The sequence below is a fragment of the Nonomuraea sp. NPDC049480 genome (genome assembly GCF_044465905.1).
In the GTDB taxonomy this organism is placed as follows: domain Bacteria; phylum Actinomycetota; class Actinomycetes; order Streptosporangiales; family Streptosporangiaceae; genus Nonomuraea.
Genome location: NZ_JBITMD010000047.1, coordinates 32554 through 50540, shown reverse-complemented (window position 1 = coordinate 50540; position 17987 = coordinate 32554). Strand labels below are relative to the sequence as shown.

Genomic DNA, 17987 nt, shown 5'->3' with positions numbered 1-17987 from the left:
ACAATGGCGCCGCCGTCATCAAGCCGCCGCTCGACGCTGCCACTACCAGCGCAGATCCCAACCATGATCGCGAAATGTCACTGGAGTACTAGGCCTCATCCTGGTCAGCGCCCGCGCACCGCTGAAAAGGTTCCGCCACCCCCGCCACAGCCGGTTCATTGCCTGGCTCCCAGTCCTGTCCGCATGCGTCGTGACCCTCCTCGGCCTGACCATGACGATCAACGGCGTCACCGGCCTCACGAACTGACGAAGCCACCACTGAGGTGACCCCTGAGGTGACCCCCGAGATGCGGACATGCGCGGCAATCGATCTTGTTGATTCAAGAAGGTTGTTCTCGAAGTACAGTCCAGAGTTCAAGCCCGACGCAGAATCCTTATAGTGAGGACCTCCAGCGACTCCTCATCGACGACTCCGTGGGAAGCCGTCCTCCCCTCTACCGCCATACCCAGCCAGACATGACCCGGGCTCCCTCGCGCATGTTGCTCGCCCCAGCTCACGACCGGTTTCATAAACCGGACCTTGCCCGAGGCCTGGTCAGAAGGGGGTCGGTCAGCCGGCACCGGCATCGCGGAGCGGACCTCGGCCCACTCCGCATCCGTCATGTCACTCGGATAGCCGCCTGCCCGCAACCCCGGAGCGATCGAACCGAACCGGTGCACGTAGCAGTAACACTCAGGGGTGACCGCGGTGGACGCAGGCACAGTGGTACTGCTCAACTGATCAGGCAACGGGCTCCTTGGTCGTGCTGGGTGTCGTAACCGCGTCACTACCGAGGGGCCCGTTCTTTCGTGCCCGCGGCCTCATCCGTACCTCTGTCCAGATGATCACCCACGCCGTGCACCTCGAACGAGATCCGGTTTGCCAGAACGCATTCAGGATCCGACTACCGGGAGCACCAGACGTGAGGGCCGTGCGGCGTCGTGGGCGATCTGCTGCCGGGCCGGGCGGAAGTCCGTACCGCTGTCGACGGGTTCGCCGGTGTTCAGGTTGCGGTCCCAGCGCGGGAAGCTGCTGGAGGTGACGTGGACGCGCAGACGGTGACCGGCGCGGAACACGTAGCTGGTGGACCACAGGTCCACGGCGTGCTCGGCAAACTCAGCCGTGGTTGTCTCCATCCTTACGATCCCGTCGACCACGTTGAGGGACACGCCCTCGGGGTCGACGTCGCACAGCCGCACCACCCAGTCCGTCGAGGGCGCGTCGGTCGCCGCATGCAGGAAGGCCCGGACCCGGCCGGTGACCTCCAGGTCCTCGACCAGGGGCTCGGTGGTGTACACCAGCACGTCCTCCCGGGCCTCCACCCGCGTCTGGTCCAGGGGACCGGGCCGGTACTCGCTGGACATCAGGGTCGCGCCGCCCGTCGTGGGCACCGGGTCCGCGGGATCGTACACGTATGTGTCCACGCCCTCGTCGCCCTGCGGAAGCTCGAAGGCCAGGGCACCGTCCGCGCGTAGGAACAGGTCCTTGTCCACGGCGCGGGCCAGTGGCCACTCCTGCTCCTCACGCCACTCGTTCTTCCCCATCACGAACAGAAGCACCGGCGGCAGCTCCGGTCCTGACGGAGCGGCGTCGGCGTCGGGGGTGAGCCACTTGCGGAACCACGCGGTCTGGACATCGGCGAGCGGGCCGCGGAAGCCGAGGAGGTTCGCGCTCGCGGCCATCCCGAAGTTCATGTCGCCGATCTGTCCCGCGCTGTTCGTGTGGGCCCACGGGCCCATGATCAGCGTGGCCGGGCGGCCCGCGGCGCGGCTCTCGACGAAGTTCTCCAGCGTGCCCTGGCAGAAGATGTCGTACCAGCCGCCGATGTTCAGGCTGGGCAGGTCGACCTCCGCCTGCCGCCCCGCGACCCGGCAGGCCGCGCTCCACTCCGGCTCCCGCCGCGACCGTTCGAAGCCCAGTTCCTGTATCCCGTGGCGTTGGAAGGCGGGGTGGCGACCAGCCGGGAGTTCCCAGTACCCGGCGTCGGCGGCGTGGTCCCATTCGTGGAACAGCGCGCCCAGGGCCGGGCCGAGGGCGGCCGGGTCGTCGGCGTGCCGGCGCATCAGGGTGTCGATGCCCTGCATGAGCGACCAAACCAGCGTGATCCCGAGTTCTCAATGCCGTCGTGTTGTGGAACTCACGCTATCTGTCGGCGATCGTGGACCAGCTGCGCGCCCAGAGCGTGCCGGTCAAGGACGAGGACGTGGCGCGGCTATCCCCGCTGGGCCACGCCCACCTCAACTGCCTGGGCCGCTACGCGATCGCCTCCTCGGCCCCGGACAAGGGCCTGCGGCCACTCGGCACGGCGGCGTTGCCCGATGCCAGCACCGCCAATGCCACTGTCGTGGATGAGGACGGCGTCTGAAGCGCGGACCGTTCGCCTCCCGGTGACGTGAAGTGCCCGCTGGCGAGAAGGTGTCTCGATCCCGCTAAGCGATCTTGGGACGGTGCAAAAGACCTTCCCTGTCAGGGGCTGTCACGTCCTGTGATCAGGAGCATGCTTGAAGTCGGTGGTCCGCCTCCGTGCACCGTCACGTCGCGCCCGGGGATACCAGCCCGGTCTCGTACGCGAGCACGACGGCCTGGACCCGGTCCCTGAGCCTGAGCTTGGCCAGGATACGGGCCACGTGGGTCTTCACCGTCGCCGGGCTGAGAGTCAGCCGTTCGGCGAGCTCGACGTTGCTCAGCCCGGTGGCCAGCAGCCGCAGCACCTCCAGCTCCCGCGCGGTCAGCTCCGACAGGTCACGGTGCGGGGCCGGAGGACCGGCGTCGTCCCGGCGGGCGAACCGCTCGACCAGGCGCCGGGTGATGGCCGGGGCGAGCAAGGCGTCGCCGGTGCGCACCAGGGTCACCGCGGCCACCAGGTGCTCGGGGGTGACGTCCTTGAGCAGGAAGCCGCTGGCCCCGGCGGCGAGCGCGGTGTAGACGTAGTGGTCGAGGTCGTAGGTGGTCAGGATGAGCACGCGGGTGCCGCCGGCCGCGTCGTCGGCGAGGATGCGCCGGGTGGCCTCGATGCCGTCCATGCGCGGCATCCTGATGTCCATGAGGACGACGTCCGGCCTGGTACGCCGGGCCGCCTCCACCGCCTCAGCGCCGTCTGCCGCCTCGGCCGTCACCTCGATGCCATCAGCGGCCAGGATCATCCGGAACCCGGTGCGTACCAGGGCCTGATCGTCAGCGATGATCACGCGGAGAGAGTGGCTCATGAGGCTCGCCACGGTACACGGGCCAAGATTCGGTAGCCTCCCGCAGGGGTGTGTCCCGCGTTCAGGGTGCCGCCGTAGACGGCCAGCCGTTCGCGCAGCCCGATCAGCCCGCGCCCGCCCGGGTGGGACGGGCCGCGCCGCGCACCGCCGGTGTCGGTGACCTCGATCTCCAGCCGGTCGCCCTCGTGGCGGATCGAGACGGACGCCGCCGCGCCCGCCGCATGCTTGATCGTGTTCGTCAGGGCCTCCTGGACCACGCGGTAGGCGGCCAGATCGACCCCGGCGGGCAGCGGGCCGGTCGGCAACGACAGCTCGACGTCGACCGGGATCCCGGCGGCCCGGATCCGGGTGACCAGCGCGTCGAGCTGATCGAGCCCGGGTTGCGGACCGGGCGGCCCGCTCTGCGTGACTTCGTTCTTCATGCCCCCGTGGCCCATGGCCTCGTTCTCGGTGGCCAGCAGGCCCATGACGTGACGGAGTTCGGACATGGCCGCCCGGCCGCCCGCCTCGATCGCGAGCAGCGCCCGCTTCGACTCCGCGGGCTCGGCGTCCATGACCTTGCGCGCCGCCCCGGCCTGGATCACCATCACGCTCACGTTGTGGGTCACGATGTCGTGCAGTTCGGCGGCGATCCTGGCTCGCTCCTCGTCGACGGCCGCGCGCATGGCCTCCGCCTGGGCCCGCTCGAGCGCGTCGAGGCGATCCCGGCCGGCCCGCAGCCGCCCCTGCCAGAAGCGGACGGCCACCGCCAGCGCCCCCGCCGCAGCCAGCACGACGATGGGGCCCAGCCAGGACGGCAGCGCGGGGACGACGTCCTGGAAGACCACGCCGGTCAGCACGGCCGCCGCCGCCAGCCCGCCCGCCGCCGCCAGCCGGTGACGGCTGTAGGCGAGCGTGCCGTAGGCGGCGACGGCGCAGGCGAGCACGGTGATCCACGTCGCGGCCTCGTGGGTGGCCAGCGCGGCGAGCAGGACCGTCCAGAAGACAGCCAGCGGGTACCGGCGCCGCACCGCCAGCGGCAACGCGGTCAGGACCACCAGCAGCGGGTGCGGCCCCTGCTCTGAGCCGGACCGCGGGCTCGGCGGGGCCGGGCTCACCGGCCGGGCGGGTGGATCGGGACGCAGCCGCAGGGACACGGCCGCCGGCCCCTGCCGTCCCTCGGTGGACGCGTCGTGCAGATCGGCCACCGCGGCCACCGCGAGCACGGTAAGCAGCAGCGCGAGCACGACGTCGGCCACCAGCGCTCCGCGTGACGGCCGGGCGCGCGCCTCCTCCGGACGCAACACCTCCAGCACATACTGCCGCCACATCCGCCACCTTCGTTCCACCGTCATCGGGACATTGTCACGGCTGCGCGACCGGCCACGCATCCGTCCCGATGACGGGAGCGCCGTCCGCCGGGACTACATCGCAGTGATGACATCGGGCTCGGATCGTTCCTCGGAGCTACCCAGATTCGGCACGACGGCCGACGCGCCCGCCGCATGACCGCGCCTAGCGTCGTCCCGTCCGCGGACGACCGCGGCCTCCCGAGAAAAGGCGACACACTGATGCATCTTGCGAGAACGACGGCCCTCGCCCTGGCCGGGCTACTCACCCTCACGGCCCCCACTCCCGCCGCCGCTGCGGCGCCGGCGGCACCGCGGCTGCCCGCGCCGACGGGCTCCCACGCGGTCGGCGTCACCTCCCTTCACCTGAAGGACGCCTCCCGGAGCGACCCATGGGTTCCGGCGGCGAAGTCGAGGGAGCTGATGGTCTCCCTGTGGTACCCAGCAGCCGGGACGCGAGGCAGACAGCAGGCCCCGTACGTGACGCCGAAGGAGTCCGAACTGCTGATCAAGGACGCGGAGCTGCCCATCGCGCCCGACACGCTGAGCAAGGTGCGGACCAACGCCTTCACCGACGCCGTGCCTGCAGGCCGCAAGCACAGCCTGCCCCTGGTGGTGCTCTCCCCCGGCCTCGGCTCCCCGCGCAGCTCACTCACCAGCCTGGCCGAGGACCTGGCCAGCAGAGGCAACGTGGTGGTCGGGATCGACCACACCTACGAGAGCGTCGCCACCGCCTTCCCCGACGGGCGGGTCACCACGTGCGTCGCCTGCGGGAACAAGGACCCGGACTTCGGGGAGCAGGTGGTCCGCAGCCGCGCGGCGGATGTCTCCTTCGTCCTCGACCAGCTCACCGGCGCAAAGCCGAAATGGCGGGGAGCCGCGCTGATCGACCGGTCGCGCATCGGGATGGCCGGTCAGTCCGTCGGCGGCGCGAGCAGCATCGCGGCCATGGTACGCGACCAGCGCATCCGCGCCGGGGTCAACCTGGACGGCACCACCTTCGCCCCGATCCCCGAGCGCGGCCTGGCCCGGCCGTTCCTGTTCATGGGATCGCCGACGATGCACAGCCCCGGCGGCAAGGACGGGAGCTGGGGACGCGACTGGAAGAAGCTGACCGGCTGGAAGCGGTGGCTGGTGGTGACCGGAGCGGAGCACGCGTCCTTCACCGACGTCCCGCTGCTGGCCGAACAGCTCGGCATCGACCTCGGGTTCGCCATGACCGGAGCCCGATCCGTGGAGATCACCCGCACCTACGTCGCCGCCTTCTTCACCCGCCACCTCACCGGGAAGCCGCAGCCCCTGCTGGACAAGCCGTCCGCCCACTATCCCGAGGTGACGTTCGGCGGCTAGGCCCGATTTATCCAAGCCGGGGCTGGTGCGCCATGCATCATCGAGGTTGAGGTCGAGTGGTCAGTGGCGATAGCGAGGCAGGGCAGGCAGGGTTACCTCCTTCCAGCGAGCCGATGCAGGCGGAGCCATTGGGTTGCTGCAGTGTCACCACGGTTGCGGGATAACGTTCGTTATCTGGCAAGATAGCGATCACCGGCAGAGCGCGAGCTGGGCCGCCGCCGTCCGGCGCGCACGCTTCGTTTGCCGGTTATCTGGCAACTTCGCGGATGGTAGAGGTCGGCACGGTGGATCCGGTCATCGCCGAGCAGCTCGGCAGCTCCCACCCGCTCGCCCGGCACCTCGACGACTTCCTCACTGACCTGGCCAACGCCGGGAAGTCGGCGCACACCCGGCGCGCCTACCGCGGCGACCTGATCGCGTTCGCCGCCCACCACGGCGAAGAACTCGCCGAGCTGACCGCGACGCCGGTCCGCGCGTTTCTGGCCGAGCTCGCCGAGCTGTCGCCGGCCAGCCGCAAGCGCAAGCGCGCCGCCGTCGCCTCCTTCACCAAGTGGGCGGTCCGGCACGACCTTCTCGACGCCAACCCGATGGACCGCATCGACACCGTCAAGGTCCCGAAGGCGCTGCCCCGTCCCGCCAGCGCGGCCGACGTGGCCAAGGTGCTGGCGGTGATCTGCTCACGGCGGCCGCGCAAGGAGACGCCACTGGACCGGCTACGGGACCGGGTGCTGTTCGAGACCGCCTACGTGGGAGGCGCCCGCGCCTCGGAGGTGTGCGGCCTGTACGTCGAAGACCTCGATCTGCGCCTGGACGACGAACACGTCCGCATCCACGGCAAGGGCGGCAGCGTGCGCACCGTCCTGCTCGACGACCGCAGTTACGTCGCCCTGCTCAAGCTCTACCTGGCCCGCGCCGGCTACAGCGCCGGGCCGCTGTTTCGCGCCTCCATCAACGGCCGCGGCGATCCGCTGTCCTACGACGCCGCCCACCACCGCTGGCAGCGCTACTGCGCCCAGGCCCGCGTCGAGATCGACATCCACCAGCTGCGCCACGCCCACGCCACCGAGCTCATCAACGCCGGGGTGTCCATCGAGGCCGTCCGCCGCCGGCTCGGGCACGCCTCGACCGAAACGACGCAGCTGTACGCGCTGCTGGACGACAAGGTCGCCGACACCGAGATCCGCGCCGCCCGACGCCGCCGCGACCGAGCCGCGCATTGATCGCACAGTTGGCCTCTTCCGATTCAGGCTGCTTTGAGCAGGGATAACGCAATCGCGTGTACCTGGTGACAGCTTCGTTAACGACAGGCCGAGAAGGATCATCACGCGGCCGTGCTGCCCGAGCTGCGCGGGACCGGCTGGCACCGGGGCGCGTACGTGCTCCGGCGGGACACGGACGAACACGTCGAGCTGCAGGTCATCACGCTCTGGGAGTCCTTCGACTCGATCAGGGCCTTCGCCGGGGACGACCTCGGCACGGCGGTCGTCGAACCCGCCGCCCGGGCCGTCCTGCCGTCCTACGACACCGCCGCGCGGGACGCCCCCGGACGCCTCACTCCGCGACGATCATCCCCTGGTCGTAGGAGCTGTCCTTCAGCGCCAGCCAGGCCAGCTCCCACGCGTCCATCGGGCGCACGTCCCGCAGCACCGCGAGCAGGTCGTCCTTCGTCGCCAGCTCGCCCGTCACCTCCGCGAGCGCGTTCCCCCGCACGGTGACCAGCGTCGAGCCCAGGTCCACATGATCGCCCCAGATTCCCGGGGCTACTTCCCCGCACGCGCCCCGCACCTCGGAGCCGCAAGCCTGCTCGGCCGTCAGCCCATAAGGTGCCTGGACGGTGACGGCCACCTCCAGACCATCGCGCCGGCGCTCGTAGTGGAGGAAGAGGATCCCTTCCTCCACGTCGACGGAGTCGAGACGGTATTCCGGCTGGTCGGTGGCGATGACGGGCACTTGTTCACGCGCCATCGTCTGTGCGGCGACCAGCGCCGAGAGGGGTCTCTCTCCCAGGACGGCGGCGATGCCGAGGACGAGGACCGTCCCGATGGTGGCCAGGCGCGTCACCATGCGCAGCGGCAGCGCCGTGGCCCCGGCGAGCAGGTAGCCGACCGCTCCTATCCCCATGAAGGCCAGAAGGCTGCCCCACCCGCCCATCTCCGCGATCCCGGCGGGCGGGACCGGAGCCGCGATGAAGCCCATGACGACGAAGACCGGTCCCAGGATCGAGATCAGCCACCACAAGGGCAGCCTGCCCCAGAGGGTCAGCAGCGTGCCCGCGGGCAAGGGCATGGCCAGCATCGCCAGGAACACGAGGATGTTGTCATCCACTACTTGCGCCAGGGCGGCTTCCCCGATCCCGATCACGGCCCCCACCAGGGCCGCCCGGATTAAGGCGTTCATGCCCCGATCATGGACCATGATCGGGCATGGACGTCAAGCCTTGGGCTTCAGCGTCCACGTCGAACACCGGACGGCATCGGCGACCACCACCCGCACAACCCGCCCTACTGGGGGGCCAGACCAAGTACGAGAAAAGGGGTAGGGTCCTGCCCTGCCTGAGATATCGCTGATCAGTGGGTACAGCGGCGGGACGCCAGCACCTCGGTGACCTTGGCGATGGCTTCGGCGCCGGGTTTGACATAGCGCATGGCGGTGCGCGGGTTCTTGTGCTGCGTCTTGCCCATGATGAGCTGCCAAGAGCAGCCTCACCTCACCGCAATCAAGATCCTTTTCACCGCCAACGGCTGTCCGCCCGTTCCTCAATCCCGGAGCTCACGGGCCCGGCCGCCTTCCGCTTGAACGGGCTGCCATGATCGCTGGCATTTTCGCCATCTTCGGGTGAGGCGACGCGGCCTGAGGGCTGGGAAGTCGATCGCCCTGACCGTGCCCTTGACCGTGCCCTGGACTCCCCACCCTCCGGGGCGTTCAGTACGCCCAGCGACGAGCAAAATCCCCACGAGCCCGGCCTCCGAGTAGGAACGGACCGGTGAGCCGGGGTTACCATCGCATCTTGTGACGCTCTGGATCTTCATCCAGGTCAGCGGTGGATCACGGTGTGGCGCTGGCCCGAGCACGCGGAACGGAGCAAAGTGTGCGGGTTTCGGTCGGGACGCCAGGGGATGAGTCCGGCAGGCATCGCCACGATAGCGATCAACAGCGCGTTTCTGCAGGTGGTGCTGCCCAGTAAGTACCTTTACATCAACCTAGCCCGGATTGGTCGCTTGCAGCAGCAAGCACCTCACAGTCTCGGTGTCACACGATGTGACGGCAGCCCCGGCTCACCGTTCGTGTAGTACTGGCAGCCCAACTGCACCCGGCTGGCCACCGCCTGGCGATTGCCCCAGTCCGGCCGCATGATCATCAACAGGGTGATCAAGGCGTCGCGTACCAGCTTCGGCCCGCCCGTAGTTTCCAGACCAAAAACAACGGTAAGCAGTTGATCTAGGTTCTCACCTGGGGGTCGCTTACTCGAGCTGGGGTTTCCGGGCAGCTGCTTCGGCCGTTTTCCTTGATCCCGGTAGGTGGGACGCGAACGTCAGCGCCGGTGCCGACGGTGGTGCTCGTCGTTCTCGGCGGTGATGCGGGCGGAAGTCTCCTCGCCGAGCTGGACGTAGATGGGGCGTTGCTAATGGGGCTATCGGCCGGCAATTTCTCCGCCCGGGTGCTGGTGGGCGCGGTGATCGGAGCCGTGATTGCGGCGACGCCGGGCGGCCTGATGTCCGACTACGGCATCGCTGACCTGGGCCGGATCGACGAGGCGTTCACGCTGCTGCGGTCCGGCCTGCCGCTGAGCCCGGACGACGCCGCGGCCGGATGAGGGCCGGCCGGCTCATCCGCCGAGGGCCGCGCGGGACGCGGCGAGGATGCGGTCGGACAGCTCGGTGCCGCGGGTGGCCCGGGCCAGCAGCAGCGCGCCGACCAGGGTGGACAGGGCGGCCAGGCCCTCGTCGTCGTCGCCGGTGGCCAGCCATCCGCCGAACGCCTCGACGCCGTCGGCGTACCGCTCGCGGGCCGGGCTGCCGGGCGCTTCGCGGGCCACGTCCGCGGCCAGCGCGGCGGTGGGGCAGCCCGCGCCGGCGTCGTCGCGGTGCTCGGCCGACAGGTAGCGCTCGACGAGCGCCGCGCGGGCCGCCGCGTGGTCGTCCGGCCGGTTCTCGTCGAGGGACCGCAGCCGGGCGTCGTGCTCCTCGAACGCCCGGCCCGTCGCCTCGGCCACCAGCGCGTCCTTGGAGGCGAACCGCTTGTAGAAGCCGCCGTGGGTGAGCCCGGCCTCGGCCATCAGGTCGGCCACGCTCACTGCCTGGACCCCGCGCTCGCGGAACAGCCGAGCGGCGGCCTCCACCACGGAGTTCCGGTTCTGCTGCGCCTGCGCCTGCGACACCCGTCCCATGCCCCCAGTATAGATTATTGGTGTCATCTATCACCTTGCGGCGCATGGATGATGCCCATAATCTATCGGCATGGACATTTCAACGTCAGTCGCCGTGGTCACCGGCGCGAACCGTGGACTCGGCCGGCACTTCGCCGCCCAGCTTCTCGAGCGTGGCGCTACGGTGTACGCCGCCGCACGTAACCCCGACAACGTCGACCTGCCGGGCGCGATCCCGCTGCGGCTCGACGTCACCGACCCGGAGTCGGTCGCCCTGGCCGCCAAGGTCGCGACCGGCGCCACGTTCCTGATCAACAACGCCGGTATCTCGACCGGCGCGACCCTGATCGGTGGCGACCTGGCCGACATCCGGCTCGAGATGGAGACGCACTACTTCGGCACGCTCGCCGTGACCAACGCGTTCGCCCCGGTCATCGAGGGCAACGGCGGCGGCGCGATCCTCAACGTGCTGTCCGTGCTGTCCTGGCTGCATCCGGGCGCGGTCGGCGGCTACACGGCCGCGAAGGCCGCCGCGTGGGCGCTGACCGACGCCGTCCGCGAACAGCTCGCGCCGCGCGGCATCGCGGTCGCGGCGCTGCACGTCGGCTACATGGACACCGACATGGCCGACTTCGTGCCGGCCGACCAGAAGATGGACCCGGCCGAGGTGGCCCGGCTCGCCCTCGACGGCGTCGCCGCCGGCCGACCCGAGATCCTCGCCGACGACGCGAGCCGCGCCGTCAAGCTCGGCCTCGCCACGGCCTTGCAGGACTGACCGCGTACGGGCGCCCGGCCGACGCCGGGTGACCTTGCGTCGTTTGAGGACAGCCTGCGCCGCCTGCGGACCGACTACATCGACTTGCTCTGGGTGCATCTCCCCGATTCGGTCACACCCATCGAGGAGATCCTGCGCGGTCTGGACGACCTGTCACGGCAGGGCAAGATCCTGCACGGCGGGCTGTCGAACTTTCCCGCGTGGCGTTCGGCCCGCGCCGTCACCCTCGCCGAGGTTCGGGGCCTGGCCCCGATCATCGGCGTCCAGTTCGAATACAGCCTGGTGGAACGCACCGCGGATCGAGAGATCCTGCCGATGGCCGAAGCTCTGGGGCTCGGCGGGGCGCTGTGGTCCCCGCTGGGCGGTGGGCTGCTCACCGGCAAATACCGCACCAGCAACGAGGGGCGGCTGACCGCCTGGGGTGGCCGCGTCGTGCACACCGAGGACACCTCGCAGAAGAGTGTCGTGGTGGACGCCGTGCTCGAGGTCGCGAAGCAGGTCGGCGCCCGCCCGGCGCAGGTCGCGGTCGCCTGGGTCCGCGAACGTGCCGACCGTTTCACTACTCCACTGGTGCCTGTGCTCGGCCCGCGGACGCTGCCGCAGCTCGAGGACTATCTCGGTGCGCTCGATCTGCGGCTGGACGCCGAACTCTACCGGCATCTCGATCAGGCGAGCGCGGTCGCGCTGGGGCAGCCGCACGAGGTGATCGCCGCGGAGACCCCGATCGTGCTCGGCGGCGACACCGAGCGCTTCCGCCGCCCGGCCCTACCGGTCGCCTGACCGCTCGCCGACCAACCGGAATCACCGGCAGTAGACCTGCACACGCGGGCGAATGCCTGGCCCCTTTCGAAGGAGTAAGAGTATGAATGGACTCGTCATGATCACAGGTGCCAGCGGTCACCTCGGCGGCGAGGTTCTGGGGGCACTGCTCGACCGGGCGCCCGCGGACCGGATCGCGGCGCTGGCCCGTAAGCCCGAGTCGCTCGCCGAGTTCGCCGAGCGGGGCGTGAGCGTGCGCCAAGGCGACTACTTCGACCCGGCCGCTCTGGAAACGGCCTTCGCCGGGGTCGACACACTGCTTCTGATCTCCGCGCCCGCCTTCACCGATCTGAAGGCAGCCCACGGCAACACGATCCGCGCCGCGCAGTCGGCCGGTGTGCGGCACATCCTCTACACCGCGATCCAGCACCGAGCCGGGTCAGATTTTACGATTCCCCGGGTCACCGAGTGCGACGCGTACACCGAGACCGAGCTGGCCGCCTCCGGACTCGACGTCACCGTCCTGCGACTTCCCCACTACCTGGACGCGTTCGACGAGATCATGATCGGCCAGGTCCCGCCGGACGGCGTCATCCGCGTGCCGGCCGGGCACACCCCGACCGCGCTGGCCACCCGGCACGACATCGCCCAGGCGATCGCTCAGATCCTCATCACCGACGGCCACGCGGGCCATGACTACACCCTTTCGGGCTCACAAACCTTCACCGTCGACGACTTTGCCCGCATCCTCAGCGAGATCACCGGCACCGCCGTCACCTACCAGAACATCCCGATGGCCGACTACATCCAGGGCCTTGTCGCGACCGGCTATCCCGAACCGGCCGCGGAATTCCTCGGCGCCTGGTTCGGCGCCAACGCCGCCGGCGAGTTCACCGCAAGCGACGACATCGAACGGCTGACCGGACGCCCACAGATCGGGCTCAGTGACTTCCTCACCGCCCGGCGATCACCGTCGCGATCCTGAAACGCCCCGGCCGCACCCAGCGGCCGCGGCAGCGATCCGGCTCGGATGTCGTCGGCTGACGTCAGTTAGCGCCTACGGCATGTAGTCACGCTCGCCCGCCGCGACGTTCATACCGCTGCGGCCGCGAGAACCCCAAGAAAGTACACCGACCGTTATCCCTTAGCGGGCTGACGGGAAGTTCGGTGTGCCCCAGCGCGGGCGGTGATCCGCATCGCGCTGTCGCCGGCCCACGGCCCGTGGGCGTGGCCTGCGCCGACACCCGGCGCTTCCATCACTGGTATGCAGGAGGCAGACCGTGACATCTCGCTATGACAGTTCAGGCTTCGACTCGCCCGTCACCATCACTCAGGAAAGCGCGGGCCTGCTGCGCTACACCTTCGCCAACCCGCCGATCAACCTGTTCGATCCGGACCTCCACGACGCCTTGCGGCTGCTGGCGGACCGGATGCACACCGACCCGGAACTCAAGGTCGTCGTCTTCGACAGCGCCGACCCGGACTACTTCATTGCCCACCTGGACGTCGAGCGCCTCGCCGAGGTCCCCGACATCGCCGGCGCCGCACTGCTGGCCGACACCTGGCACGACACCGTCACCCGGATAGCGCACGCGCCGGTGCTGACCATCGCCTCGATCCGGGGACGCACCCGCGGCATCGGCAGCGAATTCGCGCTGGCCTGCGACATGCGCTTCGCCAGCACCGAGCGCGCATTGTTCGCCCAGCCCGAAGTCGGCTTCGGTGTCGTCCCCGGTGGCGGCGCCATCGACTGGCTGCCCCGCCTACTCGGGCGCTCACGGGCCCTGGAGATCCTCACCGTCGGCGACGACCTGGACGCCGTCACCGCCGCGCAATACGGCTGGATCAACCGTGCAGTGCCCGACACGGAACTGGACGCCTTCGTCGACCGCGCCGCGCGTCGCCTGGCCGGTTTCGACAAACAGGCCCTGAGCAGCATCAAACGCCTGGTGAACTCCCGCGTCTCGCCACCCTCACCCGGCGAGCTCCTGCAGTCCTTCCGGGAGATCTTGGACGCTTTCTCCTGGCCCGGCGCGCAACCACAGTTCGCGGCCATGAACAGCCTCGGCTGGAACCGCGACGGCGACACCGAACTGAATATCGCCGAGGTCGTCGGGACGCTCGCGGAGCAAATCGAGCGCGACACCGCCCGACCCTGAGTCCGAGACCTGCCGCACGGCAGGCGCTGCAGCGACATCAATATTGGAGGCACACGTGCGAGTCACCGGAACCTCGCGCTGGTCGGGCAACTGGAAAAACGGCTCCGGCACGCTCTCCACCGGCTCGCCGACCGTAGTCGAGCTGCTGGCCCTTCCCGGGGAGGCGGCGGGAAGTGGACGCAGACGGCGGCCTGGCGCGCCCGTTACGATCACTTGCAGCCGGTCACGCCGTTCTCAGGCGCCATCCTTCGATGTAGGTGGGCGCGTTGGTGTTCTGTGGGTACCAGCCCCACTCCTCGCACCGGTCGCCGGTCACGGGCGTCGCGCTGCCGGCCTTCCTGACCCGCCACGCCTCGACGGCATAGCTGACGTTGTAGCCTTCCACGCCATACTCGGCGATGAGGCGGGTGCGGGGCGGTACGGTCGTCGTCAGGGAGACCCCGATGGAGGTGGTCCGGCTCGCCACGATGGTGGAGCTGACGTTGGCTGAGAGGTAGGGGCTGGGGTTGGCGGTGATGCCGACCGTGGCTGAGACGGAGTACGTCTGCGACACCGAGGACGACACCGTGTAGCTGACGGACAGGTCCGTGGTGTTGTCGAGCGTGCGCCCGTCGCTGACGAAGAACTGCGGGGCGACGGAGAGTGTGGTGAAGCGGTACCCCTCCCAGGTGGTCACCGGCGGGCGTCCGCCGAAGCCCAGTCGTCTCCACTGGGTGATCGTCGCGGGGCAGGGGACGATGTCGCCCGCGTGCGCGGGGGCGGGGACGAGTAGTCCGGAGAGCACGATGGCGATCGTGGTGATCAGGCCGATGCGGCCGCCCCATCGCCGCCTCGTTCCTAATCGTCTCCGTGTGGCGTGACCGGCCTTCGTCTCGTTCATGCTGACCTCCTTGACGCTGCTGCCGATGCAGCTACTTCCATGATCCGGTAGGCCGACTCTCGCCGCCAGAGGTGAGTTCTGACCGGATCCGGCCAGTTGTGTAAATGATCGAGAAAGCTCTGCCGGATGCGCCAAGCCGACCTGGACGCCGAAATCAGTCCCAAACAGTAGCGATCGCCTCGGCAGAGTCCCTGTCGCACTTGACTTTGACACCTACCGCTCGATCGCGCGCAAGGAGTTCGAAGCGCTGGCCCAAGCCGCCGGAGTGCATCACGAAAGTCGCCGACATTCACAAACCCTCCTCGGCGTCCCGAGCGCCGAGCCCGGCCCCCCTACGGGAACTCGAGCACAACGGTGCTTGGTCAGGTAGGTGATCTCATCCAGGTAGCGGGCGCGGTCGGCCAGTTCGCCGAGCTGCCCGCGTGTAAGTTCCGGCGGTAAATGGCCGGGCTCCGGCGGTATTTGGCCAGACGTGATCTCTTAACGGAACGAGGACGGCCCCGCCGTGGCGGGGCCGGGGTGGTCGGTGTAGGTGGTGGGTCGCGGGTTCGAGGCGGAAGCGGCGGGAGCCTCACATGACGCCGATGATCAGGTTCTCGCGGGCGGCTTCGACGACTTCCTTGGTCACGGTGGTGAGCTGGTTGATCTCCAGCACGCGTTCGATCTGGTCGACGAGGCGGGTGATGAGGCGGAAGTTCCCGCTGGTGATGCGGGTGATGGCGGCGATGGCCCCAGTGGTGGCGAAATCGTCGCTCGCGCCAAGGCCCAGGTGAGGCCACTTGCGGTCCAGGACGTGAGCTTGTTCATCGATGGACAGGGGCTTGTAGTGGTGGATGAAGCCGACCCGGGAGTAGAGCTGGGGGTAGCGGGCGAGGCGCTTTTCGATGCCGGGCATGCCGATGAGGATCACGCCGATGCCGGTGCGGTCGTGATGGTCGCGAAGTTGTTCGAGCCCGGCCGTTTTGAGCCGGTCGGCTTCATCCACGATCAGGAGCTCGGCGCCGGTGGAGCTGGTTCCGGGTGGAGGGTTGTCGCCGTTGCCCCGGCCGGTCTGCAGCATGAGGTCGACGGTGCGGCCGAGCCGGTCGCACAGCAGGGAGATCTCTTTGTCGAGTTTGTCCGGGGTGCTGTGGACCTTGGGGGTGTACATGACGGCGCACAGCCAGGACGTCGTCGGCCTCGGGCGCGGCGGCCGCTCCCTGCCCGTTGAGGTTCGGGGCGAGCTGGTCCCAGCGGGTGTAGGCGCGGGCGGATTCGGTCTTGCCGACGCCGGGGCCGCCGTAGCACAGGCCGATGTAGCGCTTGCGGCGGACGGCTTCGGCGAACTCGCCGAATCTGCGGTGCTCCTTGGTCACCATGAGCGGCGCGGGTGCGCGTTCGGATCGGTTCGCCGGAGCGGGGCCGGGCGCGGGACGGTCGGTGGTGTAGGCGCGTGCCGCGGGGTCGGGAGTGCTGGACGGGCTGGTCGGGGGCGGGACTGGGTGGGGTTCGGACGGGTTGTCACCTAGGGAGGCGGGCTCATCCACGCCGGGTGTCTTTCCGGCCGGAGCGCCGGTCACTCATTTCAGTAGCGTTTGAGTCGCGGACCGTCAGCAGGGGTAGGAGTGCCGCCTGCGTCGTGGGTGGTGGCGGGGCCGGCCTGGTCGGAGGTGGTCCACTGGCGCAGCTCGGTCGTGGCCGGGTAGGCGGCTGGCAGCGGTTCGTCGTGCAGGGCCAGCAGGGTGTCGACGACGGTGCTGCGGGTGGCGAGCCGGCCGCGCAGCTGTTTGCGGCGGGCGTTGCGCGCGGCGGTGATCTCCTTGAGGCTGACGGTCTCGCCGGACAGTTGCGGGCAGATCGCCCGGCACAGGAAGGTGGCGTCGGTGCCGTCGAGGTGGCGCAGGTAGACGCGGATCTCGGTGATGTCGCGCGGGTCGTAGCGGATGGTGACCTGTTCGCCGACGTAGTCGGCCAGGACCGGGTCGATGTAGCGCAGGGCCAGGAACTGGATGCCGTCGGTGTGCACCTTGCGCGGCTTGGCGACGGTGCACAGCAGTAGGTCCAGCTGCTCCAGGGAGTCGGGCATGCGCGGAATGAACGCGCCGGCCTCCCACCGGGCCTGCGGCGGGAGGCGGGTTTCTGGGTGCGGCCGCAGGTTGTAGACCTCGCGGATGAACCTGCCGATCGCGGCGTCGAGCTCGGCGAGGGTGAGCTTGGCCTGGGCGGCACGATCCTTGCTGCCCTTGGGGGCGTAGCCGGGCAGGTGGGCCAGGCACATCTGGTTCATGGTCTCCATGAACCGTTCGATCTTGCCGTGGCCGTGCGGCTGGCCCTTCTTGCTGAACATCGGCCGCACCCGCAGGTCGGCCATCACCTGTTCCAGGTGAGAGGAGGTGAAGTCGCTGCCGTGGTCGAGGTGGAACACCTCGGGGATGCCACACACGTGCCAGCCCGGCTCGGCCTTGCGCCAGATCGCCCTGCCGGAAGGCCAGCGCGGTGGACAGCGCCGACGGGGCTTCCAGGTTGACCGCGTACCCGGCGATCGCGCGGGAGTGGTCGTCCTCGATGGCGGTCAGCCACGGCCGGGCCGGCCGGCCCTTGGGGTCCACGACCCACAGGTCCAGCTCGGTGTGGTCGGCCTGCCATATCTGGTTCGGCTTGGACGCCTCCCTGCGATGCACCAGCTCAAACACCTCCCGGTAGCGTTTCGTGCCCTCCAGCCCGAGCGCGACGAGCCCTGGATCAAGGTCTCGGACCATCTCGTGCACGGTGGAGTACCCGGGACCGGCCATCCCCGTGCGGTGGCGATGCTGACCACCTGCCGATGAATCACCGCGACGCTTCTGCGCGGCGGGCGCAGCGCCAGACCCTCGATCAACAGACGCAACTGCTCAGGCATCTTCACCCGGCCGCGGTCCGAGCGCGGCCGGCGCACCAGCCCGGCCAGACCCTCTGCCTGGTAAGCGGAACGCCAACGGCGCAGCGTCCGCTCGGGGATCGCGCAGGACGCGGCGACCTGGGCCAGCGGAACCTGCTCTTCAAGGTGGGGCCGCAGCAGCCGCCAGCGCTCGATCGCCTCCAGGCGTTGAGCGTCGCTGAAGCCTGTCAGCGGGGCGGGGTCACAGTCCCGGGCGGCTGCTTCCATAAGCCGTCCCTCCCTGACCGCGCTGGCCCCATTCGGAGTGTTCCCGCTCCACCCACGAAA

15 protein-coding genes and 2 pseudogenes are annotated in these 17987 nt (G+C 69.4%); 8 read left to right on the top strand and 9 right to left on the bottom strand.

Features of this window, described 5'->3' with window-relative positions; translation table 11 throughout:
• Positions 1 to 873: 873 nt before the first annotated feature.
• Positions 874 to 2064, bottom strand: coding sequence for a CocE/NonD family hydrolase (locus ACIBX3_RS58545; RefSeq protein ID WP_397129523.1), 1191 nt, complete (start codon positions 2062 to 2064; stop codon positions 874 to 876).
• A gap of 26 nt (positions 2065 to 2090) precedes the next feature.
• On the opposite strand from ACIBX3_RS58545, the pseudogene ACIBX3_RS58540 reads away from it, so the two are divergent.
• Positions 2091 to 2345: pseudogene (locus ACIBX3_RS58540) on the top strand (Tn3 family transposase); the annotation flags it as partial.
• Positions 2346 to 2511: 166 nt separating this feature from the next.
• On the opposite strand, the gene ACIBX3_RS58535 reads toward ACIBX3_RS58540, so the two are convergent.
• Entirely contained in the window at positions 2512 to 3186 is a 675-nt protein-coding gene (locus tag ACIBX3_RS58535) for a response regulator (RefSeq protein ID WP_397129522.1), read from the bottom strand.
• Positions 3183 to 4520 carry a sensor histidine kinase gene (locus ACIBX3_RS58530; RefSeq protein WP_397129521.1) on the bottom strand — a complete coding sequence of 446 codons (1338 nt, stop codon included), beginning with the start codon at positions 4518 to 4520 and terminating at the stop codon, positions 3183 to 3185. Before ACIBX3_RS58530 ends, ACIBX3_RS58535 begins: the two co-directional genes overlap by 4 nt.
• A 216-nt stretch (positions 4521 to 4736) precedes the next feature.
• On the opposite strand from ACIBX3_RS58530, the gene ACIBX3_RS58525 reads away from it, so the two are divergent.
• Both ACIBX3_RS58525 and ACIBX3_RS58520 read left to right on the top strand, forming a co-directional pair.
• Positions 4737 to 5864: an alpha/beta hydrolase family protein gene (locus ACIBX3_RS58525; RefSeq protein WP_397129520.1), complete on the top strand. Its 1128-nt coding sequence runs from the start codon at positions 4737 to 4739 to the stop codon at positions 5862 to 5864.
• A 284-nt stretch (positions 5865 to 6148) separates the two neighbouring features.
• A complete protein-coding gene (locus ACIBX3_RS58520; RefSeq protein ID WP_397129519.1) occupies positions 6149 to 7084 on the top strand; it encodes a tyrosine-type recombinase/integrase in 936 nt (311 codons plus the stop codon).
• Between the two features lie 331 nt (positions 7085 to 7415).
• On the opposite strand, the gene ACIBX3_RS58515 is transcribed toward ACIBX3_RS58520, so the two are convergent.
• Complete coding sequence (locus ACIBX3_RS58515) at positions 7416 to 8261, bottom strand: hypothetical protein (RefSeq protein ID WP_397129517.1); 846 nt, start codon at positions 8259 to 8261, stop codon at positions 7416 to 7418.
• Between the two features lie 1144 nt (positions 8262 to 9405).
• Here ACIBX3_RS58515 and ACIBX3_RS58510 point away from each other — a divergent pair.
• Positions 9406 to 9678 carry a hypothetical protein gene (locus tag ACIBX3_RS58510; protein ID WP_397129516.1) on the top strand — a complete coding sequence of 91 codons (273 nt, stop codon included), beginning with the start codon at positions 9406 to 9408 and terminating at the stop codon, positions 9676 to 9678.
• 12 nt (positions 9679 to 9690) lie between these two features.
• Here ACIBX3_RS58510 and ACIBX3_RS58505 read toward each other — a convergent pair whose 3' ends face one another.
• Positions 9691 to 10251, bottom strand: a complete 561-nt coding sequence (locus ACIBX3_RS58505; protein WP_397129515.1) for a TetR/AcrR family transcriptional regulator — start codon at positions 10249 to 10251, stop codon at positions 9691 to 9693.
• A 70-nt stretch (positions 10252 to 10321) separates the two neighbouring features.
• Between ACIBX3_RS58505 and ACIBX3_RS58500 the strand changes: the two genes are divergently transcribed.
• From ACIBX3_RS58500 to ACIBX3_RS58485, 4 genes and pseudogenes are all read left to right on the top strand, one after another.
• Positions 10322 to 11005 (top strand): SDR family oxidoreductase, encoded by a 684-nt coding sequence (locus ACIBX3_RS58500; protein ID WP_397129514.1) that lies wholly within the window; start codon positions 10322 to 10324, stop codon positions 11003 to 11005.
• A gap of 48 nt (positions 11006 to 11053) precedes the next feature.
• Positions 11054 to 11785 (top strand): annotated as a pseudogene (locus ACIBX3_RS58495) (aldo/keto reductase); the annotation flags it as partial.
• Between the two features lie 82 nt (positions 11786 to 11867).
• Positions 11868 to 12749 carry an NAD(P)H-binding protein gene (locus ACIBX3_RS58490; RefSeq protein WP_397129513.1) on the top strand — a complete coding sequence of 294 codons (882 nt, stop codon included), beginning with the start codon at positions 11868 to 11870 and terminating at the stop codon, positions 12747 to 12749.
• A gap of 295 nt (positions 12750 to 13044) precedes the next feature.
• Complete coding sequence (locus ACIBX3_RS58485; protein ID WP_397129511.1) at positions 13045 to 13923, top strand: enoyl-CoA hydratase/isomerase family protein; 879 nt, start codon at positions 13045 to 13047, stop codon at positions 13921 to 13923.
• A 223-nt stretch (positions 13924 to 14146) separates the two neighbouring features.
• On the opposite strand, the gene ACIBX3_RS58480 is transcribed toward ACIBX3_RS58485, so the two are convergent.
• The 4 genes from ACIBX3_RS58480 to ACIBX3_RS58465 all read right to left on the bottom strand — a co-directional run bounded on the left by ACIBX3_RS58480 (position 14147) and on the right by ACIBX3_RS58465 (position 17927).
• On the bottom strand, positions 14147 to 14803 hold the full coding sequence (locus ACIBX3_RS58480) for a hypothetical protein (protein WP_397129510.1): 657 nt from the start codon (positions 14801 to 14803) through the stop codon (positions 14147 to 14149).
• Between the two features lie 571 nt (positions 14804 to 15374).
• Positions 15375 to 15953, bottom strand: a complete 579-nt coding sequence (locus tag ACIBX3_RS58475; RefSeq protein WP_397129509.1) for an AAA family ATPase — start codon at positions 15951 to 15953, stop codon at positions 15375 to 15377.
• Positions 15954 to 16367: 414 nt separating this feature from the next.
• Positions 16368 to 17207: a Mu transposase C-terminal domain-containing protein gene (locus ACIBX3_RS58470; protein ID WP_397129508.1), complete on the bottom strand. Its 840-nt coding sequence runs from the start codon at positions 17205 to 17207 to the stop codon at positions 16368 to 16370.
• A gap of 147 nt (positions 17208 to 17354) precedes the next feature.
• Complete coding sequence (locus ACIBX3_RS58465) at positions 17355 to 17927, bottom strand: helix-turn-helix domain-containing protein (RefSeq protein WP_397129507.1); 573 nt, start codon at positions 17925 to 17927, stop codon at positions 17355 to 17357.
• Positions 17928 to 17987: the final 60 nt, after the last annotated feature.

Excerpts from the sequence above, each read along its gene's own strand:
- ACIBX3_RS58545 (WP_397129523.1), bottom strand. The coding sequence starts at position 2,064 with ATGCAGGGCATCGACACCCTGATGCGCCGGCACGCCGACGACCCGGCC.
- ACIBX3_RS58535 (WP_397129522.1), bottom strand. The coding sequence starts at position 3,186 with ATGAGCCACTCTCTCCGCGTGATCATCGCTGACGATCAGGCCCTGGTA.
- ACIBX3_RS58530 (WP_397129521.1), bottom strand. The coding sequence starts at position 4,520 with ATGACGGTGGAACGAAGGTGGCGGATGTGGCGGCAGTATGTGCTGGAG.
- ACIBX3_RS58525 (WP_397129520.1), top strand. The coding sequence starts at position 4,737 with ATGCATCTTGCGAGAACGACGGCCCTCGCCCTGGCCGGGCTACTCACC.
- ACIBX3_RS58515 (WP_397129517.1), bottom strand. The coding sequence starts at position 8,261 with ATGAACGCCTTAATCCGGGCGGCCCTGGTGGGGGCCGTGATCGGGATC.
- ACIBX3_RS58505 (WP_397129515.1), bottom strand. The coding sequence starts at position 10,251 with ATGGGACGGGTGTCGCAGGCGCAGGCGCAGCAGAACCGGAACTCCGTG.
- ACIBX3_RS58500 (WP_397129514.1), top strand. The coding sequence starts at position 10,322 with ATGGACATTTCAACGTCAGTCGCCGTGGTCACCGGCGCGAACCGTGGA.
- ACIBX3_RS58490 (WP_397129513.1), top strand. The coding sequence starts at position 11,868 with ATGAATGGACTCGTCATGATCACAGGTGCCAGCGGTCACCTCGGCGGC.
- ACIBX3_RS58480 (WP_397129510.1), bottom strand. The coding sequence starts at position 14,803 with ATGAACGAGACGAAGGCCGGTCACGCCACACGGAGACGATTAGGAACG.
- ACIBX3_RS58475 (WP_397129509.1), bottom strand. The coding sequence starts at position 15,953 with ATGTACACCCCCAAGGTCCACAGCACCCCGGACAAACTCGACAAAGAG.
- ACIBX3_RS58465 (WP_397129507.1), bottom strand. The coding sequence starts at position 17,927 with ATGGAAGCAGCCGCCCGGGACTGTGACCCCGCCCCGCTGACAGGCTTC.